The sequence below is a fragment of the Stenotrophomonas sp. STEN008 genome (assembly GCF_056760435.1).
Genome location: NZ_JBRRET010000003.1, coordinates 120,914 through 142,972, shown reverse-complemented (window position 1 = coordinate 142,972; position 22,059 = coordinate 120,914). Strand labels below are relative to the sequence as shown.

Sequence of the window (22,059 nt, the reverse complement as noted above, 5' to 3'; positions counted from 1 at the left end):
AAAGGCCGCCCGGGGGCGGCCTTTCTGCGTGGCAACGTCGCGGGGACGTCAGTGCATCATATGCACGTTCATGTTGTGCATGACCCACAGGGTGCCGACCACGATGATGCCGATCACCACGATGGTGAAGGCAGCAGCGTTGACGTTCCAGCGGCTCTCCGAGGAGCGGTCCAGGTGCAGGAAGAACACCAGGTGGACCAGCATCTGCAGCACGGCGGTGATCGCGATCACCACACCGTTGACGGTGCGGGAGAAGTCGCCCGACATCACCATCCAGAACGGGATGACGGTCAGCACCACTGCCAGCACGAAGCCGATCAGGTACGACTTCACGCTGCCGTGGCTTTCGCCACCGGTGCCATGATCGTGTGCTTGGTTGTCATGTGCCATTACAGCGCTCCATTGAGGTAGACGACGGAGAACACGCCGATCCAGATCAGGTCCAGGAAGTGCCAGAACAGGCTCAGGCACGCCATGCGGGTCTTGTTGGTCGGGGTCAGGCCGTACTTCTTCAGCTGCACGAACATCACCAGCAGCCACAGCAGGCCGGCGCTGACGTGCAGGCCGTGGGTACCGACCAGGGCGAAGAACGCCGACAGGAAGGCACTGCGGTCCGGACCATAGCCCTGGTGGATCAGGTGCTGGAATTCCCACACTTCCATGCACATGAAGCCGAAGCCCAGCAGCCAGGTGATTGCCAGCCACAGGTACATCTGGCCCACCTGCTTGCGGTGCAGGGCGATCATGCCCAGACCGAAGGTCAGCGAGGAGGTCAGCAGCAGCGCGGTTTCCCAGGCCACGAACGACAGTTCGAACAGGTCCTTCGGACCGGGGCCACCATCGGTGCCGCCGGCCAGCACCACATAGGTGGCGAACAGCGACGCGAAGATGAGGCAGTCGCTCATCAGGTACACCCAGAAACCGAAGACGGTGTTGCCGCCGGTGTCGTGATGCTCGTGGTCGTCATGGCCATGGGCCGCCGCATGCGCGGCGTGCCTGTGGCTCAGGGTCGAGGTATTGGTGCTCATGCCTTCAGCTCCGACTTCACCAGGCCCTGGGCTTCCAGGTGCTTGCGGTGTTCGTTCTCGATGCGTTCCACCTCGGCGGCCGGGACCCAGTAGTCCACGTCCTGGTCGAAGGTGCGGTAGATGAACGTGGCGATCATGCCGACGAAGCCGACGATGGCCAGCCACCAGATGTGCCAGATCATCGCGAAGCCGAACACCAGGCTGAAGGCACCGATGACAACACCCGTGCCGGTATTGCGCGGCATGTGGATGTCGGTGTACTTCGCCGGCTTCGGCCAGGCCTCACCGCGCTGCTTGCGCTCCCAGAAATCGTCCAGCTCGGTGACGTCCGGCAGCGTGGCGAAGTTGTAGAACGCCGGCGGCGAAGAGGTTTCCCACTCCAGCGTACGGGCATCCCACGGATCGCCGGTCAGGTCGACGGTCTTCTTGCGGTCGCGGATCGACACGGCCACCTGGATGATCTGGCACAGGATGCCGGCACCGACGATGAAGGCACCTGCAGCAGCAACCAGCAGCAGCGGCTCATAGGCCGGATTGACCGTGCTCTGCAGGCGACGGGTCATGCCCATGAAGCCCAGCACGTACATCGGCATGAAGGTCACGTAGAAGCCGATGAACCAGCACCAGAACGCGCACTTGCCCCAGAACTCGTTGAGGCGGAAGCCGAACATCTTCGGCCACCAGTAGGTGATGCCCGCGAACATGCCGAACACCACGCCGCCGATGATCACGTTATGGAAGTGCGCGATCAGGAACAGGCTGTTGTGCAGCACGAAATCGATGGCCGGGATGGCCAGCATCACGCCGGTCATGCCGCCGATGGTGAAGGTGACCATGAAGCCGATCGTCCACAGCACCGGCGTGGTGAACTGCACGCGACCGCGGAACATGGTGAACAGCCAGTTGAAGATCTTCACGCCCGTGGGAATGGAGATGATCATCGTCGTGATGCCGAAGAAGGCATTGACGTTGGCACCCGAACCCATGGTGAAAAAGTGGTGCAGCCACACGATGAACGACAGCACGCCGATACAGGCGGTGGCGTAGACCATGCCCTTGTAACCGAACAGGGCCTTGCGCGAATACGTGGCGATCACTTCCGAGAACACGCCGAACGCCGGCAGGACCAGGATGTACACCTCCGGGTGGCCCCAGATCCAGATCAGGTTGATGTACAGCATGGCGTTGCCGCCACCGTCATTGGTGAAGAAGTGCGTACCCAGGTAACGGTCCAGGGTCAGCAGCACCAGGGTGATGGTCAGCACCGGGAAGGCAGCGACGATCAGCACGTTGGTCACCAGGGCAGTCCAGGTGAACACCGGCATCTGCATCAGCTTCATGCTCGGCGTGCGCATCTTGAGGATGGTGATGAAGAAGTTGATACCACTCAGCGTGGTACCCAGACCCGCCACCTGTAGACCCCAGATGTAGTAGTCCATGCCTACGCTTGGACTGTATTCGATCCCCGACAAGGGCGGGAATGCCAGCCAGCCGGTGGCGGCGAACTCACCGATCCACAGCGACAGCATGATCAGTACCGCACCGGCGACGAACAGCCAGAAGCTGAGCGAGTTGACGAACGGGAACGCGACGTCGCGCGCACCGATCTGCAGCGGCACGGCCAGATTCATCAGGCCGGTGATCAACGGCATCGCCACGAAGAAGATCATGATCACGCCGTGGGCGGTGAAGATCTGGTCGTAGTGGTGCGGCGGCAGGTAACCCTCGGAGCCACCGACGGCGATGGCCTGCTGGGTGCGCATCATGATCGCGTCGGAGAAACCGCGCAGCAGCATGACGAAGGCGACGATGAGGTACATCACGCCGATCTTCTTGTGATCCACCGAGGTGAACCACTCCTTCCACAGATAGCCCCACAGCTTGAACTTGGTGATCAGGGCGACGACGCCCAGGCCACCCAGCACCGCACCGACCAGTGTGGTCAGCACGATCGGATCGTGGGGGATCGACTCAAGAGAGAGTTTTCCCAGCATGTTCATTCTCCCGAGCCCGCATGACCGGCGTGGCCGGCGTGCTCGTGTTCAGTGGCATCCAGGTTTTCCCCGGACTCCTTGGACTTGTGCTCTTCGCTCGGGGCGTGGCCTTCGTGCCCTTCATGGCTGGCAGCATCGGCGGCAGCGGCGCCCGCATGGGCGTGCTTCATGCCGTAGTGCTTGTTGTCGCCCATGTGCTTGGCGATGACCCAGTCGAACAGGCCCTCCTCGGACCGGCCGTAGTAGGTCACCGGATACCACTCGGCATTGCGCGCTTCACCCAGGGCCTTGAACGAGGCCTTGTCCAGCGTCTGCTCACCGGCGCGGACCTGGTCCAGCCACTGGCGGTACTCGGCATCGGTGACCGAATAGGCAGTGAAGTGCATCTTGGCGAAGCCCGCACCGCTGTAGTGCGAGGACATGCCCGGGAATTCACCGGTTTCGTTGGCGATCAGGTGGAGCTTGGTCTCCATCGCCGCCATCGAATAGATCATGCTGCCCAGGTGCGGGATGAAGAAGGCATTCATCACCGTGTCGGAGGTGATCTTGAAGTTCAGCGGAGTGTTGACCGGGAACTTGATCTCGTTGACGACCGCGATCTTCTCTTCCGGATAGATGAACAGCCACTTCCAGTCCAGCGAGATCGCCTCGATGGTGACCGGCTTGACGTCCGATTCCAGCGGCTTGTACGGATCCAGCGCGTGCGAGGAGCGCCAGGTCAGCACGGCCAGCACCAGCACGATCATGCAGGGGATCGACCACACCACCACCTCGATCGCCGTCGAGTGCGACCACTTCGGCTCGTAACGGGCCTTGGTGTTGGAAGCGCGGTACTTCCACGCGAAGGTCAGGGTCATGATGATGACCGGGATGACGACCAGCAGCATGAGCACGGTGGCCGTGATCAGCAGGGTCTTCTCATCCTGGCCGATCTGGCCCTTCGGACTGAGGATGGCCACGGCATCGCAGCCGGTGAGCATCACCAGCACTGCGAGCAGCAGGCCCGGGCGCAACCAGCGCCCAAGGGTTTTCAACGGAATCATCGGTCGATCCAATTGCGAGGGAATGCCGTTCCCCGTCCTGCCCGCTCCGGCCAAAGCCGGTCCCACCCGTCCGGAGACAGGCAGGGAGGTGGGGTCGAGTCAGCCTTGCAATTTTAGGCCGTCACCCACCATTTAAGAAAGGCATTGACAATGATCCTCCGCAGGAAAGGCCCCATTCTGGCTGCGACACGTTGTCGCACCGTGCGCGCAATGGGGCGCGGAGCATCGCAGCCGCAGGTGTCGCCACGCCGGAATCCCTCGTTCGGCAAAGTCGAATGAACGCATTCAGGCAACAACACCCCTACAGGGAGGAAGGATCGGGTGGCAAGGCCGTTTAGTGTTGAACGCATCGACCACGTGGTGTTCCGGGTTCGCGACCTGACGCGGAGCGTGGCGTTCTACGAGCAGGTGCTGGGCTGCGAAGTGGTGCGGCGGCGCGATCATCTGGGCCTGGTGCATCTGCGCGCCGGGGCTTCGATGATCGACCTGGTGAGCCTGGACGGCTCGCTGGGCCAGCGCGGCGGGCGCGGGCCCGATGTGCAGGGTCGCAACACCGATCATCTGTGCCTGCGCATCACTCCCTTCGACGAGGCGGCGCTGGTGGCACACCTGCAGGTGTTTGGCGTGCCGGTAACCGGCCCGGCCGAAGTCAATTTCGGCGCCGAGGGCGATGGACCATCGCTCTATTTCAACGACCCCGATGGCAACGCCCTTGAACTGAAGGGGCCAGCCGCAACCACATGAGCGCGGACGGTGATCGGGATATCGGGCGTATCTGGGCGAGCAACGCGATGCGTGTCGTTAATGCCACTCCGATGCAGCATGAATGCATCATGAACAATCAGATGCAGTCCTGGGGGAGACTTGCCCCATGCAGCGTTATCACATCCTGAAATCGGGGATTCGCATGTCGATGTGTCGGACCACCAACGTGGTGCAGGGCCGACACTCAGCACCCTTAAATTATGTTGAAAAGCTGCCTGCGGAATCGTCTGGATTCCGCGCAGGAGGCTTGCGCCCGCACCGATCCGGAATGGCTGTCTTTGACCGCGCACTCCACCAAGAGACCCATATCGACCAATGAACAGATGGCTTACAGGAACAGTTGTAGCAGGGGCAATGGCGGCGATCACGTTTGCCGCGATCTACTCCAATTCGCAGATACCCGCTCCCGGCGCCAACACCGGCGTAGTGGCGCTGACGCAGGGCCAGAACGGCGCTGCTTCAGTACCGTCACTCGCAGCGGCGCAGAGACTTGAAGCAGAGAACAAGATTCCGCAAGGCTCGTTCAAGCCCATGGGCCCCAAAGCCTACGAAATCATCCGCGGCAACCACATCCGGCCTCCCGGCGAGGCACTGGCACACGTAAAGCAGTTGATCGACCGATCCAGAGCAGGTGACGCGAACGCGGCCTACGACATCTACCTGACGGTAAGGGAGTGCAAGACCTTTACTTCGCAGCACGCGGATGAACTTGCGGAGTCGGCCAGATCGGTTGGAAACGAAGGGCAGTTCCTGCAGAGGTCCGAACAAAAACTCAAGGAATGCGAATCCCTGGTTCTGCACAAAGAGATCTATGAGGAAGATTGGTTGTCGACTGCCGCCGCGATGGGTTCGCAGTCGGCGATGAGGACGTATGCGAACTCGCCGGAGGAAGTCTTGGGCTCGCTGGACAAGGCGGTCGGCGATCCAGACAAGGTGGCTGAATGGCGGAGCAATGCCCGGCAGTACCTGACAGAGCTTTCCAGTCAAGGAAACGTCTCTGCCCTCTGGGATCTCGCCAGCGCCTACACCTACGGCGGCGTGGTCGATGCAGACCCTGTCATGGCAGCCGCGTACTCGCGCGTGGTGAGCAGGGTGAACTCCAGTTTTATCGCCCCGGACCAGGTGTCCGATATGGAAAGGAGATTGAACGCAAGGGAAATGATGCGAGTGAAGTCTGCTTCTGACGAGATCTACAACAAATGCTGCGTTAAACAATAAGGAAATCAAGCATGCAGAGTAAGCGTTTTGCAAACGCTGCAAGTTTCAAGGGAGTGATCTGTGCCTCGGCTTTTGCAGCTGCGTTCTGCGCGGCCATTGATACGGCGGATGCAGCCAAGCGAGCCAGTGTCCTGCAGTGCGGTCATTGCGCAGTAAGCACGCCTGACCCGGATGGAAGCACCCGCAGTGTACTACTGGGCGAAAAAGGGCGATTGAACTCTTGGGGTGCCCAAGGGCTGAAGACAGGCGATACGGTAGTGGTCTGCAACGGCATCGAATGCGTCGAGTACACCTGGCGCGGAAATGATCGCTTCAATTCCGGAACGGTCATTTCAACCGTTCTGCCCCCACCCGCGCAGGGCGGTGGTGGCGGCGGTGGTGGTGACTTCGGCGGAGGCTACGGCGGTGGTAGCTGGGGCGATTGGGGTGGTGGTGGTGGTGGTGGCGGCGGTGGTGATTGTTGCGGGCGGGTCATAGTTGGCCCCATCGAACAGCAGTGAATGCCGGCAGCGAACGCACAGGCAACTGCGACCGCAGCGCCACGCTGGTGTCAGTCATGAAGCACGCTTGAACCTTCAACGGTCTGGAGACTGATCACCTCCAGGTAGCAAGACGGCGGATCCTGGAACTCGAGCAGGGATCCGCCGATCAACGCTGCCCCACCCTGCACAACTGGAACTCTGACTGATCGTCATCGCTCACTGCTGGGGAACTCGTATTCCGCCGGGCATGGCCAGGCGCCACCAGACACAAAAAAGCCCCGACCAGGGCCGGGGCTTTTTCATCAAACATGGTGCCGGAAACAGGAGTCGAACCTGCGACCTACGCATTACGAATGCGCCGCTCTACCAACTGAGCTATTCCGGCCGAGCACGCGATTTTACGGGCTCCCCTGCCCGGTGGTCAATCCACCCTCGGTCAGCCTGCCTCCACCCGGTTCGCGCATGCCCGCCCGGCTGCGAAATCCGCCAGGTTGCCCAGCGTGATCGCCGAGATCTCCTGCAGGGCCTCCACGGTGAAGAAGCCCTGGTGGCCGGTCACCAGTACGTTGGGGAAGGTCATCAGGCGCTGGAATGCTTCATCATCGATGATTTCCCCGGAGAGATCCTGGAAGAACAGCGCGCTTTCCTGCTCGTACACGTCGATGGCCAGGTGGCCCAGCCGGCGTGATTTCAACGCGCGGATGACCGCATGGGTGTCGACCAGACCGCCACGCGAGGTGTTGACCAGCATGGCACCCGCTTTCATCTGCGCCAGCGACGCATCGTTGATCAGGTGATGGGTGTCCGCCGTCAATGGGCAGTGCAGCGACACGATGTCGGCGCGGGACAACAGCTCGGCCAGAGCCACGTTTTCTCCCAGCCCGGCGAAGGATGCCGATGGATAGGGATCATGGCCCAGCACCGTGCAGCCCAGCCCCTTGAAGATGCGCGCCGTCGCCACGCCGATCTTGCCGGTGCCCACGATGCCGACAGTGCGGCCATGCAGGGTGTGCCCGAGCAGGCCATCGAGCATGAAGTTGCCTTCGCGCACGCGGTTGTATGCGCGATGTGTCTGCCGGTTGAGGGTCATCACCAGGGCCAGTGCATGCTCGGCGACGGCTTCAGGCGAGTAGGCCGGCACGCGCGCGACGAACAGGCCCAACGACGTCGCAGCGGCGAGATCGACGTTGTTGAAGCCGGCGCACCGCAGCAGCACGGCACGTACGCCTTGCGCGTGCAGGGCCTGCAGCACAGGGGCATCAAGACGATCATTGACGAACACGCAGACGGCGTCGCAGCCCTGTGCCAGCGTGGCGGTATGCAGGTCGAGCGCGGCATCGAAGTAGACGAACGCGAAATCCTGTTCTGCGGCGCCGCGCTGATTGGCCTCGTCAAGAAAGCGGCGGTCATAGGGCCGGGCGCTGAAGACTGCGATCTGCATGGAGGGGCCTGGTTGGAATTCCATGCCGAACCATACCGCAGGCGCACGCAACGGGTCCTGCAGGCCCTCGATGCCGGCGATGCTGCGCCGGGTGTCCCAGTGTAGATCTGGGTCATGCACGGTGACGGCTCGCAGATCCAATGTCGCCGTTGTTGCCCGCGTGGATCTCCGCCGAATCGACAATCGGCAGATCGCCGGCCAGATAGTCTTCCTTGCCACCGGACTGCATGATCGAGCAGGACGAGATGCAGTCGCCTGACACGATGGTGTTCAGGCCGGACGTGCGAATCACCCCCGGCAGCGAAACGACGTCGGCGAAGGTGACGCCACCGCTGAGGAAGATGCGGTCTCCCTGCACGTGATAGTTCATTGCCATGGCGTCATCAGCCTTGACCATGACGCCAACACCAATCAGGCCGGCCAAGGCCAGACTCCTGCTTCATATCGTTCTCTCTCCCCCGCAACACGCGGACGGGAAGCTAAACGCCAGAGAGGGAAACCCTTCGCCACTGCGTATCACGAAAAATAATGAACATATTCAGATCAAGTTGACAGTCAAAACCGTGGCTTAGTTAGCGCTCTCAACGCTTCCACAGGAGAAATACAGCCTCCGGCAAAGGCAAAAACGCAGAAATGGCGCCAACACCCCCAGTGGCCACCCGGGAGAAAAGTGAACGAATTCATGATCGGCATGTGCAGTCCGGCGGCTCTTCCCCATCCGGTCATCGTCGCGTAAAACTCGGTGACGCCCCTCCCTCATCGTTGCCCGAGGCCAGCCCTGTCCGCTTCGTCCCCCCTGATCCATCGCGCACCGGATCCGCCTGGGCCTCCGGACGCCTTCATCACGTTCGTAAGGGAAGAGCGCGCGCCGTTGTGCACTTTCCTGCGTACCCGTGGGGTGGGCCCGGAGGATGCGGAGGACATCGCCCAGGACTGCATGGAACGGTTGATCCGCTATCGCGCGCACGGCACCGAGGAACTGCGCCTGCTGCTGTATCGTATCGCCCGCAACCGCCTGGCAGACCGCGGCCGCTCGCCGCAGGCGAGACCGCATCTGTCGCTGGCCGAGCGCGATGGCAGCGACGAGCCCTCCAGCACGTCAGCCGACCCGCTGCGCCAGGCCGAATCCGGGCAGATGCTCGCCCTGCTCCGGCAGGCCCTGTTCAAACTGCCGGAGCGCGCGCGCGAGGTGTACCTGCTCAACCGGATCACCGGGATGAGCTACACGCAGATCGCGCAGCACTGTGGCATCACCGCCAAGACCGTGGAAAAACACATCGCCCGTGCACTGCAGGGCCTGCGTCAGGAGCTGGGGCCACACCCGCTGCACAACGACAGGGACAACGAATGATCAGCACCCGGCACACGGAAGAGACGGGAGTGTTCGAGCGCGCCAGCGCCTGGGTGGCGCGCCTGGAGGCACACGACTGCACGCCCGAGGAACGCGAGCGCTTCGAAGACTGGCTGGCGGAGGACACCCGCCACGTCAAGGCGTGGGTACAGGCCGAAACGCTCTATCAGCAGAGTGCGGGCCTGGCCCAGGATCCGTGGCTGCGCACGGCGGCGGCGCGCGCCGCGCGTCCGGCCCGGCGCCGCTGGCTGCCCGGCGTCGCTGCTGCGGCGGCGCTTTGTCTTGCCATCGGCATGGGCTGGATGGTCGCCACTGATGGCAATCCCACGCCCCGCATCTATGCCAACGACAGCCTTGCTCCCCGCCAACAGACGCTGGCCGATGGCAGCTCCGCCATCCTGGACGCAGGGACCACGTTGACCGTGCGCATGGGCTGGCGCCATCGGGAACTGGTCCTGGAGCAGGGTCGGCTGCAACTGCAGGTGGCACCGTCGCGCAAGGCCCTGCGTGTGCAGGCGGGCAACAGTTCGATCCGCGATATCGGAACCACCTTCCAGGTGGAGCGCCTGCGCGACGGTCATGTCGAGGTCGCCCTGCTGGAAGGCGCAGTGGAGGTCACCAGCGGCAGCGCGCAGCACACGCTGGCCCCGGGCCAGCAGCTGCAGGTACTGCCCTCCGGGCGGATACAGCCGGGCCCTGCGCTCGCCTCGACCGAAGCGGCTGAGGCCTGGCTGCAGGGACGGCTGGTGTTCGATGCCACTCCCCTGGCAACCGTGGTCGAACGCATGAACCGCTACGGCCGCACGCAGATGGTGATCGCCGATCCGGAGATCGCCAGTCTCGCGGTCAGCGGCACCTTCCGTGCAGGCGACGCAGAGGAACTGCTGTCTGCGCTGGAGCTGGGATGGTCGGTTGCCGGCCAGGCGCGCCCGGATGGCGCGCTGGAACTGCGGCGTACCTACTGAGGAGAAAGGCGGTGATGGCAGGACCGGGCGCGCTGCAGTGGGGGCTGCTCCGGGGGCTGCTGTGGGTCATGTTCGGCGCTGCCAGCGCCGCGCCGGCCCACGCCGGCCAGCAACCCGCCAATGTCGACTACCACATCGCACCCGGCCCGCTGGCACCGGCACTGCAGCAATGGGCACGCCAGAGCGGCATCGCCCTGGTATTCGACGCCCGCGAGCTGACGGGCCTGCACACCCCCGGCGCCGACGGCCGACAGGCACCGGCGATCGCTCTCAAGCAGCTGGTCTCCGGGATGCCGGTGAACATCCTGCGCACACCCTCGGGGGCGTTCGTCATCCGCCGCGTCGCTGCTTCTGCCGCGCCCCCTGCACGTGCCCCGACCGTGACGTCGCCCAAGCCGCCGCCGCCCGTCGCACTGCCCCCCGCGCAGGTGGAACTGGCACCGGTACACGTCACCGGCAGCCGCCTGCCGCGCACCTCCGTGCAGACGACGCTGCCGATGACGATCATCGATCGCGAAGACATCCTGCGCAGTGGTTACGGCAGCCTGTTCGACCTGTTGCGACACCTTCCCGGCATGAACGGCCACCCGGCGATGACCACGTCGCGCGGCGGCGATTCGCAGTATCTGCCGGTGGGCGCTGCAGCCACCACCAGCCTGGATGGCATGGGGCCGCGTGCGACCCTGTTCCTGGTCAACGGCCGGCGGCTGCCACGCTATCCGATGGTGTCGCTGGAACAGGGCGGGCTCACCGATCTGGGCGGCATTCCCCTGAGTTTCATCGAACGCATCGAGCTGGTGCGCGGAGGCGCGTCGGCCATCTATGGTGCCGACGCGATGTCCGGCGTGGTCAACATCATCCTGCGCGAACAGGCCGAAGGCCCGGAGGCGACGGTGCAATCGGGCATCAGCAGCCGCGGCGACGCGCAGCAGAATCGCCTGCAGATCGCCAACGGCGGCGTACGCGAAGGTGGGGACCGCTGGTTCGCCGGCCTGGACCTGCATCGCATCGAGCACGTGGCCGGCGATCGCCGTGCGTGGCATGCGGAAACGTCGTTGTATCCGATCGGCGCGTTCTACGACGGCGCGTACATCCCCGCCGAACTCTGCGAAGGTCCCTTGATGCAGCGTGAGGATGGCTGCTGGTTCGACAGCGCGCGGCCGCGCTCGCTGCAGCCCGCGTCGGATACTGCCTCGGCCTACCTGCGTTACCGGCACGAGCGTGGCGAGGGACGCTACGCCTATCTGGAAGCACGTGGCAGTCACAATCGTCAGCGTTTCGATCTGGGGCCGACCGCCGTTGCCATCGGCCTGTACGGCATCACGTTCAACAGTGTCCTGCGCGAGGCCGGAAGCGTGCGCCCGCACGTGCGCGCCAGCGATGCCGACATCACCCTGGGTATCGGTCGCGAGCAGCAGTCACGCAGCTGGGATGCGGGCATCAGCGCGCAACGCAGCCAGGTCACGCTGGTCACGCCGGGCACCGTGCGCACCGAACCGCTGCTGCACGCCGCCGAGACACTGGACTACCTTCCCGGCTTTACCTCGCTGCGTGCGGACAAAGCGCAACAGCTGTTCCCGTCGATCCGCAATCGTGGACGCACTGACCAGTGGCAGGGCTGGTGGGGCATGCAGCGGCAACTGATGCAGTTGCCTGGAGGGCCGGCCCAGCTGGCCACCGGCGTCGATCTGCGCTACGAAGCATGGGCCTCGTTACCCGATCCGTTGTTGATCCAGGGCGATCTGGCACTGGGCCTGCCCCAGCAGCAGCGACGCCTGTCACGTCGCAGCGGAGCCACCTATGCCGAGGTCGGCCTGCCGCTCAGCCGCTCGCTGCGCATGGACGTGGCCGCACGCTGGGACCGCGATGGCGATTACCTGGCGTTCTCGCCACGCGCGGGACTGCGTTGGAGTCCAACGCCCCACTGGTCGTTCCTGCTGACCAGCGGACAAGGCTACCGTGCGCCCAGCCTGTTCGAGCAGCGACGCCCCCCTGGCTACTTCGGCCTGGTCGCGCTGCCGGCCTCGCCGGGCCTGCCGCCCTGCGCACAGCCCGCGATCGACGGCAGCTGCCTGGTCAACGTGGAGGTCGCCGAGAACGACGCGCTGAAGGCGGAGCGTTCACGCAGCCATTCGCTGGCAGCCACGTGGACGCCCAACGACGTGTTCTCGCTGTCACTGACCCACAACATCGTCGAGCTGCGCAACGAGATCCTTGCCCTGCGGCCCACCGACGCGGCATGGAACCGCAGCACGTGGGAGCTGGATGACGAAGGGCGGCTGAGCAGTCTTCGCCTGTCATTCGACAACATCGGCCGCACGACGTCGCGCAATTGGGTAATGCGCGGCGAATACCGCGTCGACACCGATGACACCGGCCAGTGGCTTTTCTCACTGGACGCGCTGAAACAGCAGGCGCTGCGCCGCGAACGAGGGCAGGATGGCAGCGTGGATCTTCGCGGCCATGCCACGCCGGCAATGGCCGCGATCCTCACCGTGCAATGGCAGAACACGTCATGGGACGTGGCATTGCGCGGCAACCAGGTGGGACGCACGCGCGCCTGGCTGCCCGGTGCGGAATGCCCCGATGACCAGCGCGAGATGAACCATTGCATGAATCCACGGCAGCTGCGCTGGAACCTGCACATGGCGCGCAGGTTGGGGCCGCGGGTGATCGCCGCGCTGGACGTGCACAACGTGCTTGACCGGCAGCCGGTGAACTATCTGGTCGGCAACGGCGGACAGTTGCCGGGTTTGGATGATCCGCTGGGCCGCTATTTCCTGCTGACCCTGCAGTTCCGTTGAGGGTAGTAGCCTGCGCGCCCAGTTCCTTCGATCTCTACCGGTCTATGAAAACCCATCTCTGGCTCTGAAGCGCGCTCCTGATCCTCGTCGCTTCACCTCCCACGCTCCTCCCATGCCCGTCCCATCGGCACATTGTGATCGGCGCTTTTGACGGCCACCGCGCAGCATAGCCGGGAGAGTTCAAATATCGCGACGCGGGCATGGAAGCAAGATTAATGAGGCTGCTCTGGAACTGCCACAACGTGCATCTCCAAAGTGCATGAAGCTGCCCCTCACGGGTACTCTACCCAGCGCACCGCCTTTGCTGGTCAGCCTTTCGCTGACCGCCCAGGCGACCAATGCGGCACACCCATCGAGTTAGATCTCCCAGTACTTGGCGCCTTGATTGTCAAGCAGCAACAGCAGAAATCCTGCGAGCGAACCCGCTACTTTGGGCCAGTCTTCTCGCTCGTCCAATGGCAGACAAACCAGCACAGCGCCAAAGGCATCCATCACGAGTAGATCTGCATCACCATAAAAGCGGCCAAATACGACATCGCCATCCCGCATATCGACTGGTCGCAAACTAGCGAGACAGGCCGTCTGAACCTGCGCCTCTTCTGCACTGAGCATCTCAACGCCCCATTGACCGAATTGATCGTCCTTGAACAATTCCGCCGATGCGTACAGTCTCCAGAAGGCGAGCAACTGCGCTGGACAGCCCTGTAATTGATGATCTTCTGGCGCTGCAGCACTGCGTCGTACAAAGGAGGATCGAAGCAGGAACGGGCAATTTCCATGCTGATGCGTCGCGATCCGAGGATGTGACCACTCCGCCCGGATGATGTCGATGATCGCAGCCAGCGCGCTGATTTCCCTATCCATCAGGAAATCATAACGACGCAGGGTTGCGAGTAGCTAGCGCACCGATCGTGCGATCGCGTACTGCGCCGCGTAGTAGGTGGACAGCACCAGCAGGCTTGCCAGCGGCAGGCCACCGGCGAAGCGGTCCCAGGCCAGCAGTGAATCGCTGGCGACGAACAGCAGGGCGCCGGCTGCCGCCAAGCGCGCACTGCCCGCTTCGACAGCGTCCGGTCGCGGGCGGGTCCACTGCCGCGCCAGCGCCAGGATCGCCATGCACGCCAGTACCACCACATAGGCCAGCACAGGGATGCGCATCGGCGGTGGCAGATGCGGCCATAGACCGGACACGTTGAGCGCGGCGAACACACCCAGAAGTCCCCCTGCGGCGACCAGGCCGCGACCCGCGCGCAGGCCGGCGCGGAAGGCGACGATGTAGCAGAGGTGGGCCAGCAGGAACGCCAGCAGGCCGGGGACGAAGGCATCCATCGGCAGCATCAGCGCGATGTCGCCTGCGCACGAGAGCAGCATGCCCGCCAGCACCGCGCGACGGTACGACGGCGATCCAGCAGGATGCACCTGCCATACCATCGCCGCGATCAGCAGGGTCGCTGCCGGCTTTGTCAGCCAGTGCAGCCAGCGGCCTTCGCCGGGCAGGAATGCACCGACGATGGCCAGCACCGCCAGCAGCAGGACCGCACTGCCGCCCAGGCGTGGTCTCATCGCGGCTTCCACAGCTCGGCCAGCTGATCCGGGCGGCCGGGAATGCGCTCCAGCACCGGATACTGCAGGCCACCGTGATAGTCGATCCGGATCGGCTCGATGCGGTCGAACTGCTTGACCAGCAGCGTGATCGGCGCCTTGTTGGTGGCGGCGACGGCAACCGCGTCCTTCAACCGCTCGCTGCTGTACTCGCGGTCACCGATGGCGATCACCTTCATGCCTGGCGCCAGGCCTGCATTGAAGGCGGGACTGTCCCAGATCACATCGCCGACCACACCGCTGTCCATCACGGTCGCGCCGAGCGAGTACGCCAGCAGCGCCGCCTTGGCACGCTTTTCCTGTGCCTTGTAGGCATCGTTCGGCGCGTCGCGGTAGACCAGCTTCCAGCCGGCCAGTTCCAGACCGCCGGTCAGCGATCCATGGCCGTCCAGGCGCTGCCGCAGGAATCCGGCCCAGTCGTACGGAGCGATGGCGTTCAAGGTCGCCACCACGTCGTCGAACGTATACGGATTTACGTCCCAGTCACCGTTGCCTACGCCAAAGAAGGCACGGGCAAAATCATCCAGGCTGCGCCGGTTTCCGGTCAGCGCGCGCAGCCTGCCCTCCACTTCCAGCCACAGCATCTGGCCGCCGGAGTAGTAGTCCTCGCTCATCTGGTAATTGCGATACGGCAGTGTGCGCCGCTGGGCGATGGTCGGGTCGTTGGTGGTGTCCTGCAGTGGCCGCCAGGCCAGTCCCGGGCGACCGCGATCATAGGTCGCCGCAACATTGGCCAGCATGTCGCGCGCCTGATCGGTGGACCACAACCCCGAGCGGGCGGCCAGCACCTGGCCCCAGAACTGGGTCTGGCCTTCGTACACCCACAGTAGGCTGTCACCCATCGGAACGTTGAAGTTGTCGGTTGCCAGGTCCGCGCCACGGCGATACTTGCCGTTCCAGGAATGCGTGTACTCGTGCGGCAGCAGGTCACGCATCCATGCCGAGTCATCCCACTCGGTGAAGTAGCCCGGCGCAGCGCTGTTCTCGCTGGAGCGATGATGCTCCAGCCCGATGCCGCCCAGTCGGTCGGTCAATGCCAGCAGGAACTCGTAATGGTCGTAGTGGCGCGCGCCGTACAAGCGGTCAGCCTGCTGCACCAGGGCGCGGTGCGCCTTGATCTGTGCCTCGGTTGGCTTCAGCGACTTCGCTTCATCGGCGAACACGTTCAGGTGCACCGGCGCCTTGGCGCCCGGGTCCAGATCGATGCGCTGGTAATGCTCACCGGCGAACAGCGGCGAATCGACCAGATGGTCGAAAGTGATCGGCTTGAACACCACCGTGTCACCATCGCGCCGGACTGTTTCGAGCGCGGTGGCATAGCTCCAGCCCTTCGGCAGGGTCACGCTGGCCTGGGCCTGCAGATGGCGTGCATCGACCCCGGCCGGATACAGCGCGTTGGCGTTCCATTGCAGGTTGAGCATTTCCGGCGTCATCACCACGCGGCCCTGGTTGCCGCCCTGCGAGGACAGGAAATCGAACTGCGCCACGATCTCGCTGACGCCCTCCGGCACATCGACCTTGAACGCATAGACGTTGTACTGGTCGCGCTGCCAGGCCAGCGGCCTGCCATTGGCCGTGACGCGCAGGCCAGCGAGCTTGTCGATCGGGCCGGTGGGCGAATGGTTGCCGGGAATCCACTGCGGGTACAGCAGGGTCATCGGGCCGGGTTTTGCCGGCACGGTGGCGGTCACCTTGAAGATGCGCCGGGCCAGATCGCGCGCGTCCACGTCGATGCGCAGCAGGCCGTGCGCAGCGGCATCGGCCGGCGGCGGGCTCTGCGCCAGCGCGGGTGTGGCCGCCAGCGCGAACAGCACGGACATCACCAGGGCACGGGTCTTCATCGGGCGGCTTCCAACAGCGGAGAATCCTCCGATGCTAGGCCTGCGGGATGCGCGGCCCCATGGCCAAAGGTCATGGGCGGGCTGCCCATCCGCGCATGCCCAAAAGCGTGCGAACCAAGGTTCGCACCCACCTTGTGCTGGTTTGCACCCACCAGAGCGGTTTCAGTAGATCCACGCCGTGCGTGGACGAGGCCTTTCCCGGTCAGTCGATCAGGCGCAGGCGCAGTTCCTTCGGCAGCGCGAACACCATCGATTCCGGCTCGCCATCAAGCTCGGACACACTGCCGGCGCCCAGTTCGGCCAGGCGCGCAAGCACGCCATCGACCAGCACCTGCGGTGCCGACGCACCGGCGGTGACGCCGATGTGCTGCTTGCCCTGCACCCAGGCCGGGTTGATCTCATGGGCGCCGTCGATCAGGTAGCTCTCGACGCCTTCGCGCCGTGCCAGCTCGCTCAGCCGGTTGGAATTGGAGCTGTTCGGGGACCCGACCACCAGCACCAGATCGCAGCGCTTGGCCAGGTCACGTACCGCGTCCTGCCGGTTCTGCGTGGCGTAGCAGATATCGTCGTTCTTCGGCCCCTGCATGGCCGGGAAGCGCTCGCGCAGCGCGTCGATGATGCCGCGCGTATCGTCCACGGACAGCGTGGTCTGGGTGGTGTAGGCGAAGTTCTCGGGCTGGTTGATCTGCAGCGTGGCGACCTGCTCCACATCCTCCACCAGGTAGATCTGGCCGGTACCGGCTTCCTGGTTCCACTGCCCCATCGTGCCTTCCACTTCCGGATGGCCCGCGTGGCCGATCAGCACCACGTCGCGGCCCGCACGGCAATGGCGCGCCACTTCGAAGTGGACCTTGGTGACCAGCGGACAGGTAGCATCGAATACCTTCAGGCCACGACGCTCCGCTTCCAGGCGCACTGCCTGGGATACACCGTGGGCACTGAAGATGACGGTGTTGTTGTCCGGCACCTCGTCCAGTTCCTCGACGAAGATCGCACCGCGCTGCTTCAGATCATCGACCACGAAGCGGTTGTGCACCACCTCATGACGGACGTAGATGGGCGCGCCGAGCGTTTCGATCGCGCGCTTCACGATCTCGATCGCACGATCGACACCGGCACAGAAACCACGCGGGTTGGCGAGCAGCACATCCATCAGTTCAATCTCCCGGCAGCGGCCGGCTTACGGTTTCGGAGTGGCATTATCCGCCTTTTTGGCGGACCTGCCGTCGAACAGGCCGGTCAGGGCGATGCCGATGGCACCGACCACGATGGCCGAGTCGGCGATGTTGAACGCCGGCCAGGTATAGCTGCCAACGTACCACTGGATGAAATCGACGACATGACCGTGCACCTGGCGGTCGATCACGTTGCCGATCGCCCCGCCGATGATCAGCGCATAGGGAACGGCGGCCTTCCAGTTGCCACGGGCGGTGCCACGCAGCCACCATGCCATCAGGCCGCTGATGGCGATCGCCAGCGCCGTGAAGAAATACTTCTGCCAGCCACCGGCGTCGCTGAGGAAACTGAATGCGGCACCGGTGTTGTAGGTGCGATACCAGTTCCAGAAGCCATCGATGACCACCACCGGCTGGAACTCCGGCAGGCTCGACAGGACCCAGGCCTTGGACCACTGGTCCAGGCCGATGATGGCCGCCGACAGCAGCAGCCAGACCAGAGCGTTGGGATGCGGACGGGCGGCGCTCATCAGAACCAGCTCCGAACTTCGCCAGCGCCGTCGATGTTGCTCACGCAACGGCCGCACAGTTCCGGGTGATCGGCATGACTGCCGACGTCGGCGCGGTGATGCCAGCAGCGCACGCACTTGGCCTTGGTGGTCGGCTGGGCACTGACGAACACCTCGTCGGTGGTTGCCGGACGCACCTGTACGTCACCGCTGATGAACAGGAAGCGCAGTTCGTCGGCCAGCGGCTGCCAGCGCGCCGCCTGCTCTTCGCTGGCGGCCACGGTGATCTCGGCCTCCAGGGCGGCGCCGATCGCGCCGTTGGCACGCATCGGCTCGAGCACCTTGGCCACCTGCTCGCGCACGGCCAGCAGCTGGTCGAAATCGGCAGCGTTGAGCTGGGCATCCGCCGGCAGCGGCGCCAGGCCCTCGTACCAGGTGGTGAACAGCACGTGGCCGGTGCGCGTGCCCGGCAGGTAGCCCCACAGCTCGTCGGCGGTGAAGGTCAGGATCGGTGCCACCCAGCGGGTGAACGCCTCGGCGATGTGATACATCGCGCTCTGCGCCGAACGGCGACCGTGCGAGTCGGTCGGCATCGTGTACAGGCGGTCCTTGGTGACGTCCAGGTACAGCGAGCCCAGGTCCACGCTGCAGAAGTTCAGCAGCAGCTGCACGATCTCGGCCATGTTGTAGCCGTCGTAGGCCGCCTTGATCTTCTCCTGCAGTTCCCACGCGCGATGCACGATCCAGCGGTCCAGCGCGACCATCTGGTCGAGCGGGCGCAGGTCCCGGGCCGGATCGAAACCGTCCAGGTTGCCGAGCAGGAAGCGCGCGGTGTTGCGCAGGCGACGGTAGGCGTCGGCATTGCGCTTGAGGATTTCCTGCGACAGCGACATCTCGTTGCTGTAGTCGGCCGAGGCGATCCACAGGCGCAGGATGTCCGCGCCCAGCTTGTTCATGATGTCCTGCGGCTCGATGCCGTTGCCCAGCGACTTGGACATCTTGCGGCCGTGCTCGTCCACGGTGAAACCGTGGGTGAGGCACTGCTTGTAGGGCGCACGCCTGTCGATTGCCACGCCGGTCAGCAGCGACGACTGGAACCAGCCGCGGTGCTGGTCCGAGCCTTCCAGATACAGGTCGGCCGGCTTGCCGAAGCCACGCGCGGCCAGCACGCCTTCATGGGTGACACCTGAGTCGAACCAGACGTCGAGGATGTCGGTGACCTTCTCGTAGTCGGCCGCTTCGGCGCCCAGCAGTTCGGTTGCATCCAGCGAGTACCACACGTCGATGCCCTCGGCTTCGACACGGTCGGCAACCTGCTGCATCAGCTCCACCGAGCGCGGGTGGATCTCGCCGGTCTGGCGATGGGTGAACAGTGCGATCGGCACGCCCCAGGTGCGCTGGCGCGAGATCGTCCAGTCCGGACGGCCATCGACCATGCTCTGGATGCGCGCCTTGCCCCAGGCCGGGAACCAGCCGACGGTGTCGATCGCGGCCAGCGCATCGCTGCGCAGGTTGGCCTTGTCCATCGAGATGAACCACTGCGGGGTGGCACGGAACACCACCGGCGTCTTGTGGCGCCAGCAGTGCGGATAGCTGTGGCGGATCGGGTGGAAGGCCAGCAGCGTGCCGTTGTCGCGCAGCACGCCGATGATGGCCTCCTGCGCCTTCCACAGGTGCTGGCCGGCCAGTACCACGTCACCGGCCGGCGGCGTCGATTCCAGGTACACGCCACGGCCATCGATCGGCGTCACCTGGCCGGCGTTGTACGTGTCGAGCAGGCCGTACTTCTGGCTGACCACGTAGTCTTCCTGGCCATGTCCAGGAGCGGTGTGCACCGCACCGGTACCGTCTTCGTCGGACACATGGTCGCCGTTGAGCAGCGGGATCGCGCGCCCGGCATAGAACGGATGCGACAGCAGCTGGTTTTCCAGTGCAGCGCCCGTGGTTTCGCCGTGCAGTACCACCTCCTCGACGCCGTAGCGCTGCAGCGCACGTCCAGCCAGCGCAGCGGCAAGCACCAGCCAGCGGCGCTTGCCGTTGTGCGCCGGACCTTCGGCCAGCACGTAACGGATGTCCGCACCCAGCGACACGGCCAGCGACGCCGGCAGCGTCCACGGCGTGGTGGTCCAGATCGGCACCGCCACGTCCACATCGGCCGGCACGCTCACGCCGAATGCCTGGCCGATGGCCTGCGGATCGCGCGCGGGGTATGCCACGTCGATCGCCGGCGATTCCTTTTCCTGGTATTCGATCTCGGCTTCGGCCAGCGCCGAACCGCAGTCGAAGCACCAGTACACCGGCTTGGCACCCCGCACCAGGTGGCCATTGGCCACCACCTTGGCCAGTGCGCGGATCTCGTTGGCCTCGAAGTCGAAGCTCAGGGTCTTGTACGGGTTGTCCCAGTCACCGGTCACGCCCAGACGCTTGAAGTCCACGCGCTGGATGTCGATCTGCTCCTCGGCGAACTCACGGCACTTCTGCCGGAATTCAACCGCATCGAGCTTCACGCCGACCTTGCCCCACTTCTTTTCCACCGCGATCTCGATCGGCAGGCCGTGGCAGTCCCAGCCGGGCACGTAGGGCGCATCGAAACCGGCCAGGTAGCGCGACTTGACGATGATGTCCTTCAGGATCTTGTTGACCGCGTGGCCCAGGTGGATGCGGCCGTTGGCATACGGCGGGCCGTCGTGCAGCACGAACAGCGGGCGGCCGGCGGCGTTGTCGCGCAGCTGCTGGTAGAGCCCCTGCTCCTCCCACCGCGCCAGAATGCCCGGCTCGCGCTTGGGCAGGTCGCCGCGCATCGGGAAATCGGTGGCTGGCAGGTTCAGGGTGGTCTTGTAGTCCTGGCTCACGCAGTGGCTCGCAATCTATGTTCGGAAAGGATGGCGCGCGCCTGCTCGGCGTCGCGGTGCATCTGGTCGGTCAGTGCCGCCAGATCATTGAACTTCTCTTCGTCACGCAGCTTGGCGACGAATTCAACATCGATGTGGCGACCGTACAGGTCACCCTGGAAATCGAACAGGTGGGCTTCCAGCAGCGGCTCCACGCCCTCCACCGTCGGCCGCGTGCCGAAGCTGGACACCGACGGCCAGGGCTGGTCGAACACACCGTGCACCCAGGTCGCGTAGATGCCCGACAACGCCGGGGTCTTGGGGAAACGCAGGTTGGCGGTCGGGAAGCCCAGCGTGCGGCCGAGCTGGCGACCACGCACCACGCGCCCGCTGATCGCGTAAGGGCGACCGAGCAGATCGCCGGCCCGGGCGAAATCGCCGGACTGCAGCAGCTGGCGGATGCGGGTACTGGAAATGCGCTCGCCGTGCAGGTCGACCGCCTCGATCTCGCCCGCGCTGAAGCCCAGCTCGCCACCCAGCTTCTGCAGCAGGGCCAGATCACCGCGGCGACGGTTGCCGAAGCAGAACTCCGGCCCGATCCACACTTCGCGGGCATTCAGTCGCCGCACCAGCAGCTGGCGGACGAAGGTTTCGGCCGGCATCGCCGCCATCGCTGCATCGAAGCGCAGCAGCCCCACCGCGTCCACCCCCAGCTCGCGCAGCATCTCGACCTTGCTGCGTGCCAGCGTCAGGCGCGGTGGTGGTGTGCCCTGGGCGAAGAACTCACGGGGCAACGGTTCGAACGCCACGGCCACCGCAGCCACGCCCAAGGCGCGCGCGCGCGCAACGGCATGCCGCACCAGTGCACGATGCCCCAGATGGAGGCCGTCGAATGCACCGATGCAGACCACGCTTCCGTTGGGGAACAGCTCCCCGCCCTCGACGCTTCTGAACAGCCTGCTCATCAACTCCCGTTCCGGCCCACCCGGGGCCGCCGCTTCAATGGTGTA

General features: G+C 64.5%; 18 protein-coding genes, 1 tRNA gene and 1 pseudogene. 6 read left to right on the top strand and 14 right to left on the bottom strand.

Annotation, left to right across the window (positions count from 1 at the left end; all coding sequences use genetic code 11):
* Positions 1 to 48: 48 nt before the first annotated feature.
* The 4 genes from cyoD to cyoA are packed head-to-tail and all read right to left on the bottom strand — an operon-like array spanning position 49 to position 4,065.
* Positions 49 to 390, bottom strand: coding sequence for a cytochrome o ubiquinol oxidase subunit IV (cyoD, locus tag ACVOME_RS02680; RefSeq protein ID WP_197572121.1), 342 nt, complete (start codon positions 388 to 390; stop codon positions 49 to 51).
* Positions 390 to 1,028 carry a cytochrome o ubiquinol oxidase subunit III gene (gene cyoC / locus ACVOME_RS02675; RefSeq protein ID WP_481504688.1) on the bottom strand — a complete coding sequence of 213 codons (639 nt, stop codon included), beginning with the start codon at positions 1,026 to 1,028 and terminating at the stop codon, positions 390 to 392. Before cyoC ends, cyoD begins: the two co-directional genes overlap by 1 nt.
* Entirely contained in the window at positions 1,025 to 3,022 is a 1,998-nt protein-coding gene (gene cyoB, locus ACVOME_RS02670) for a cytochrome o ubiquinol oxidase subunit I (protein ID WP_053518988.1), read from the bottom strand. The genes cyoC and cyoB overlap by 4 nt, the downstream gene beginning before the upstream one ends.
* Before the next feature lie 2 nt (positions 3,023 to 3,024).
* The gene (gene cyoA / locus ACVOME_RS02665) at positions 3,025 to 4,065 is read right to left on the bottom strand and encodes a ubiquinol oxidase subunit II (RefSeq protein WP_053518989.1); all 1,041 of its coding nucleotides are present in this window, start codon (positions 4,063 to 4,065) and stop codon (positions 3,025 to 3,027) included.
* Between the two features lie 321 nt (positions 4,066 to 4,386).
* Here cyoA and ACVOME_RS02660 point away from each other — a divergent pair, with 321 nt between their 5' ends.
* The 3 genes from ACVOME_RS02660 to ACVOME_RS02650 all read left to right on the top strand — a co-directional run bounded on the left by ACVOME_RS02660 (position 4,387) and on the right by ACVOME_RS02650 (position 6,548).
* Positions 4,387 to 4,809 (top strand): VOC family protein, encoded by a 423-nt coding sequence (locus ACVOME_RS02660; RefSeq protein ID WP_197600844.1) that lies wholly within the window; start codon positions 4,387 to 4,389, stop codon positions 4,807 to 4,809.
* 375 nt (positions 4,810 to 5,184) lie between these two features.
* Complete coding sequence (locus tag ACVOME_RS02655; protein ID WP_346475526.1) at positions 5,185 to 6,048, top strand: hypothetical protein; 864 nt, start codon at positions 5,185 to 5,187, stop codon at positions 6,046 to 6,048.
* Positions 6,049 to 6,059: 11 nt separating this feature from the next.
* Positions 6,060 to 6,548 carry a hypothetical protein gene (locus ACVOME_RS02650; RefSeq protein WP_197600867.1) on the top strand — a complete coding sequence of 163 codons (489 nt, stop codon included), beginning with the start codon at positions 6,060 to 6,062 and terminating at the stop codon, positions 6,546 to 6,548.
* A 291-nt stretch (positions 6,549 to 6,839) separates the two neighbouring features.
* On the opposite strand, the gene ACVOME_RS02645 is transcribed toward ACVOME_RS02650, so the two are convergent.
* From ACVOME_RS02645 to ACVOME_RS02635, 3 genes and pseudogenes are all read right to left on the bottom strand, one after another.
* Positions 6,840 to 6,915, bottom strand: a tRNA-Thr gene (locus ACVOME_RS02645).
* A 51-nt stretch (positions 6,916 to 6,966) separates the two neighbouring features.
* The gene (locus tag ACVOME_RS02640) at positions 6,967 to 7,971 is read right to left on the bottom strand and encodes a 2-hydroxyacid dehydrogenase (protein ID WP_053516243.1); all 1,005 of its coding nucleotides are present in this window, start codon (positions 7,969 to 7,971) and stop codon (positions 6,967 to 6,969) included.
* A gap of 71 nt (positions 7,972 to 8,042) precedes the next feature.
* Positions 8,043 to 8,368, bottom strand: a pseudogene (locus tag ACVOME_RS02635) (autotransporter outer membrane beta-barrel domain-containing protein); the annotation flags it as partial.
* Positions 8,369 to 8,842: 474 nt separating this feature from the next.
* Between ACVOME_RS02635 and ACVOME_RS02630 the strand changes: the two are divergent.
* The 3 genes from ACVOME_RS02630 to ACVOME_RS02620 are packed head-to-tail and all read left to right on the top strand — an operon-like array spanning position 8,843 to position 13,091.
* On the top strand, positions 8,843 to 9,322 hold the full coding sequence (locus ACVOME_RS02630; RefSeq protein ID WP_229765781.1) for an RNA polymerase sigma factor: 480 nt from the start codon (positions 8,843 to 8,845) through the stop codon (positions 9,320 to 9,322).
* Positions 9,319 to 10,287: a FecR family protein gene (locus ACVOME_RS02625; RefSeq protein WP_111185707.1), complete on the top strand. Its 969-nt coding sequence runs from the start codon at positions 9,319 to 9,321 to the stop codon at positions 10,285 to 10,287. Before ACVOME_RS02630 ends, ACVOME_RS02625 begins: the two co-directional genes overlap by 4 nt.
* 14 nt (positions 10,288 to 10,301) lie before the next feature.
* Positions 10,302 to 13,091 carry a TonB-dependent receptor plug domain-containing protein gene (locus tag ACVOME_RS02620; RefSeq protein ID WP_262219222.1) on the top strand — a complete coding sequence of 930 codons (2,790 nt, stop codon included), beginning with the start codon at positions 10,302 to 10,304 and terminating at the stop codon, positions 13,089 to 13,091.
* Positions 13,092 to 13,448: 357 nt separating this feature from the next.
* Here ACVOME_RS02620 and ACVOME_RS02615 read toward each other — a convergent pair whose 3' ends face one another.
* The 7 genes from ACVOME_RS02615 to ACVOME_RS02585 form a co-directional block, all read right to left on the bottom strand.
* Positions 13,449 to 13,955, bottom strand: a complete 507-nt coding sequence (locus ACVOME_RS02615) for a hypothetical protein (protein WP_481504687.1) — start codon at positions 13,953 to 13,955, stop codon at positions 13,449 to 13,451.
* A gap of 33 nt (positions 13,956 to 13,988) precedes the next feature.
* A complete protein-coding gene (locus tag ACVOME_RS02610; protein ID WP_481504686.1) occupies positions 13,989 to 14,654 on the bottom strand; it encodes a lysoplasmalogenase in 666 nt (221 codons plus the stop codon).
* A complete protein-coding gene (locus tag ACVOME_RS02605; RefSeq protein WP_481504685.1) occupies positions 14,651 to 16,534 on the bottom strand; it encodes a M61 family metallopeptidase in 1,884 nt (627 codons plus the stop codon). Before ACVOME_RS02605 ends, ACVOME_RS02610 begins: the two co-directional genes overlap by 4 nt.
* Before the next feature lie 202 nt (positions 16,535 to 16,736).
* Positions 16,737 to 17,687 (bottom strand): 4-hydroxy-3-methylbut-2-enyl diphosphate reductase, encoded by a 951-nt coding sequence (gene ispH, locus ACVOME_RS02600; RefSeq protein ID WP_053516117.1) that lies wholly within the window; start codon positions 17,685 to 17,687, stop codon positions 16,737 to 16,739.
* A gap of 27 nt (positions 17,688 to 17,714) precedes the next feature.
* Positions 17,715 to 18,239: a signal peptidase II gene (gene lspA, locus ACVOME_RS02595; RefSeq protein ID WP_065174616.1), complete on the bottom strand. Its 525-nt coding sequence runs from the start codon at positions 18,237 to 18,239 to the stop codon at positions 17,715 to 17,717.
* Positions 18,239 to 21,070, bottom strand: coding sequence for an isoleucine--tRNA ligase (gene ileS, locus ACVOME_RS02590; RefSeq protein WP_065181117.1), 2,832 nt, complete (start codon positions 21,068 to 21,070; stop codon positions 18,239 to 18,241). The genes lspA and ileS overlap by 1 nt, the downstream gene beginning before the upstream one ends.
* The gene (locus ACVOME_RS02585; protein WP_053516122.1) at positions 21,067 to 22,014 is read right to left on the bottom strand and encodes a bifunctional riboflavin kinase/FAD synthetase; all 948 of its coding nucleotides are present in this window, start codon (positions 22,012 to 22,014) and stop codon (positions 21,067 to 21,069) included. The genes ileS and ACVOME_RS02585 overlap by 4 nt, the downstream gene beginning before the upstream one ends.
* Positions 22,015 to 22,059 lie beyond the last annotated feature (45 nt).

What these genes read in the sequence shown, in the direction of transcription:
- cyoD (WP_197572121.1), bottom strand. Translation starts at nt 390, where the DNA reads ATGGCACATGACAACCAAGCACACGATCATGGCACCGGTGGCGAAAGC.
- cyoC (WP_481504688.1), bottom strand. Translation starts at nt 1,028, where the DNA reads ATGAGCACCAATACCTCGACCCTGAGCCACAGGCACGCCGCGCATGCG.
- cyoB (WP_053518988.1), bottom strand. Translation starts at nt 3,022, where the DNA reads ATGCTGGGAAAACTCTCTCTTGAGTCGATCCCCCACGATCCGATCGTG.
- cyoA (WP_053518989.1), bottom strand. Translation starts at nt 4,065, where the DNA reads ATGATTCCGTTGAAAACCCTTGGGCGCTGGTTGCGCCCGGGCCTGCTG.
- ACVOME_RS02655 (WP_346475526.1), top strand. Translation starts at nt 5,185, where the DNA reads ATGGCGGCGATCACGTTTGCCGCGATCTACTCCAATTCGCAGATACCC.
- ACVOME_RS02650 (WP_197600867.1), top strand. Translation starts at nt 6,060, where the DNA reads ATGCAGAGTAAGCGTTTTGCAAACGCTGCAAGTTTCAAGGGAGTGATC.
- ACVOME_RS02640 (WP_053516243.1), bottom strand. Translation starts at nt 7,971, where the DNA reads ATGCAGATCGCAGTCTTCAGCGCCCGGCCCTATGACCGCCGCTTTCTT.
- ACVOME_RS02625 (WP_111185707.1), top strand. Translation starts at nt 9,319, where the DNA reads ATGATCAGCACCCGGCACACGGAAGAGACGGGAGTGTTCGAGCGCGCC.
- ACVOME_RS02620 (WP_262219222.1), top strand. Translation starts at nt 10,302, where the DNA reads ATGGCAGGACCGGGCGCGCTGCAGTGGGGGCTGCTCCGGGGGCTGCTG.
- ACVOME_RS02615 (WP_481504687.1), bottom strand. Translation starts at nt 13,955, where the DNA reads ATGGATAGGGAAATCAGCGCGCTGGCTGCGATCATCGACATCATCCGG.
- ACVOME_RS02610 (WP_481504686.1), bottom strand. Translation starts at nt 14,654, where the DNA reads ATGAGACCACGCCTGGGCGGCAGTGCGGTCCTGCTGCTGGCGGTGCTG.
- ACVOME_RS02605 (WP_481504685.1), bottom strand. Translation starts at nt 16,534, where the DNA reads ATGAAGACCCGTGCCCTGGTGATGTCCGTGCTGTTCGCGCTGGCGGCC.
- ispH (WP_053516117.1), bottom strand. Translation starts at nt 17,687, where the DNA reads ATGGATGTGCTGCTCGCCAACCCGCGTGGTTTCTGTGCCGGTGTCGAT.
- lspA (WP_065174616.1), bottom strand. Translation starts at nt 18,239, where the DNA reads ATGAGCGCCGCCCGTCCGCATCCCAACGCTCTGGTCTGGCTGCTGCTG.
- ACVOME_RS02585 (WP_053516122.1), bottom strand. Translation starts at nt 22,014, where the DNA reads ATGAGCAGGCTGTTCAGAAGCGTCGAGGGCGGGGAGCTGTTCCCCAAC.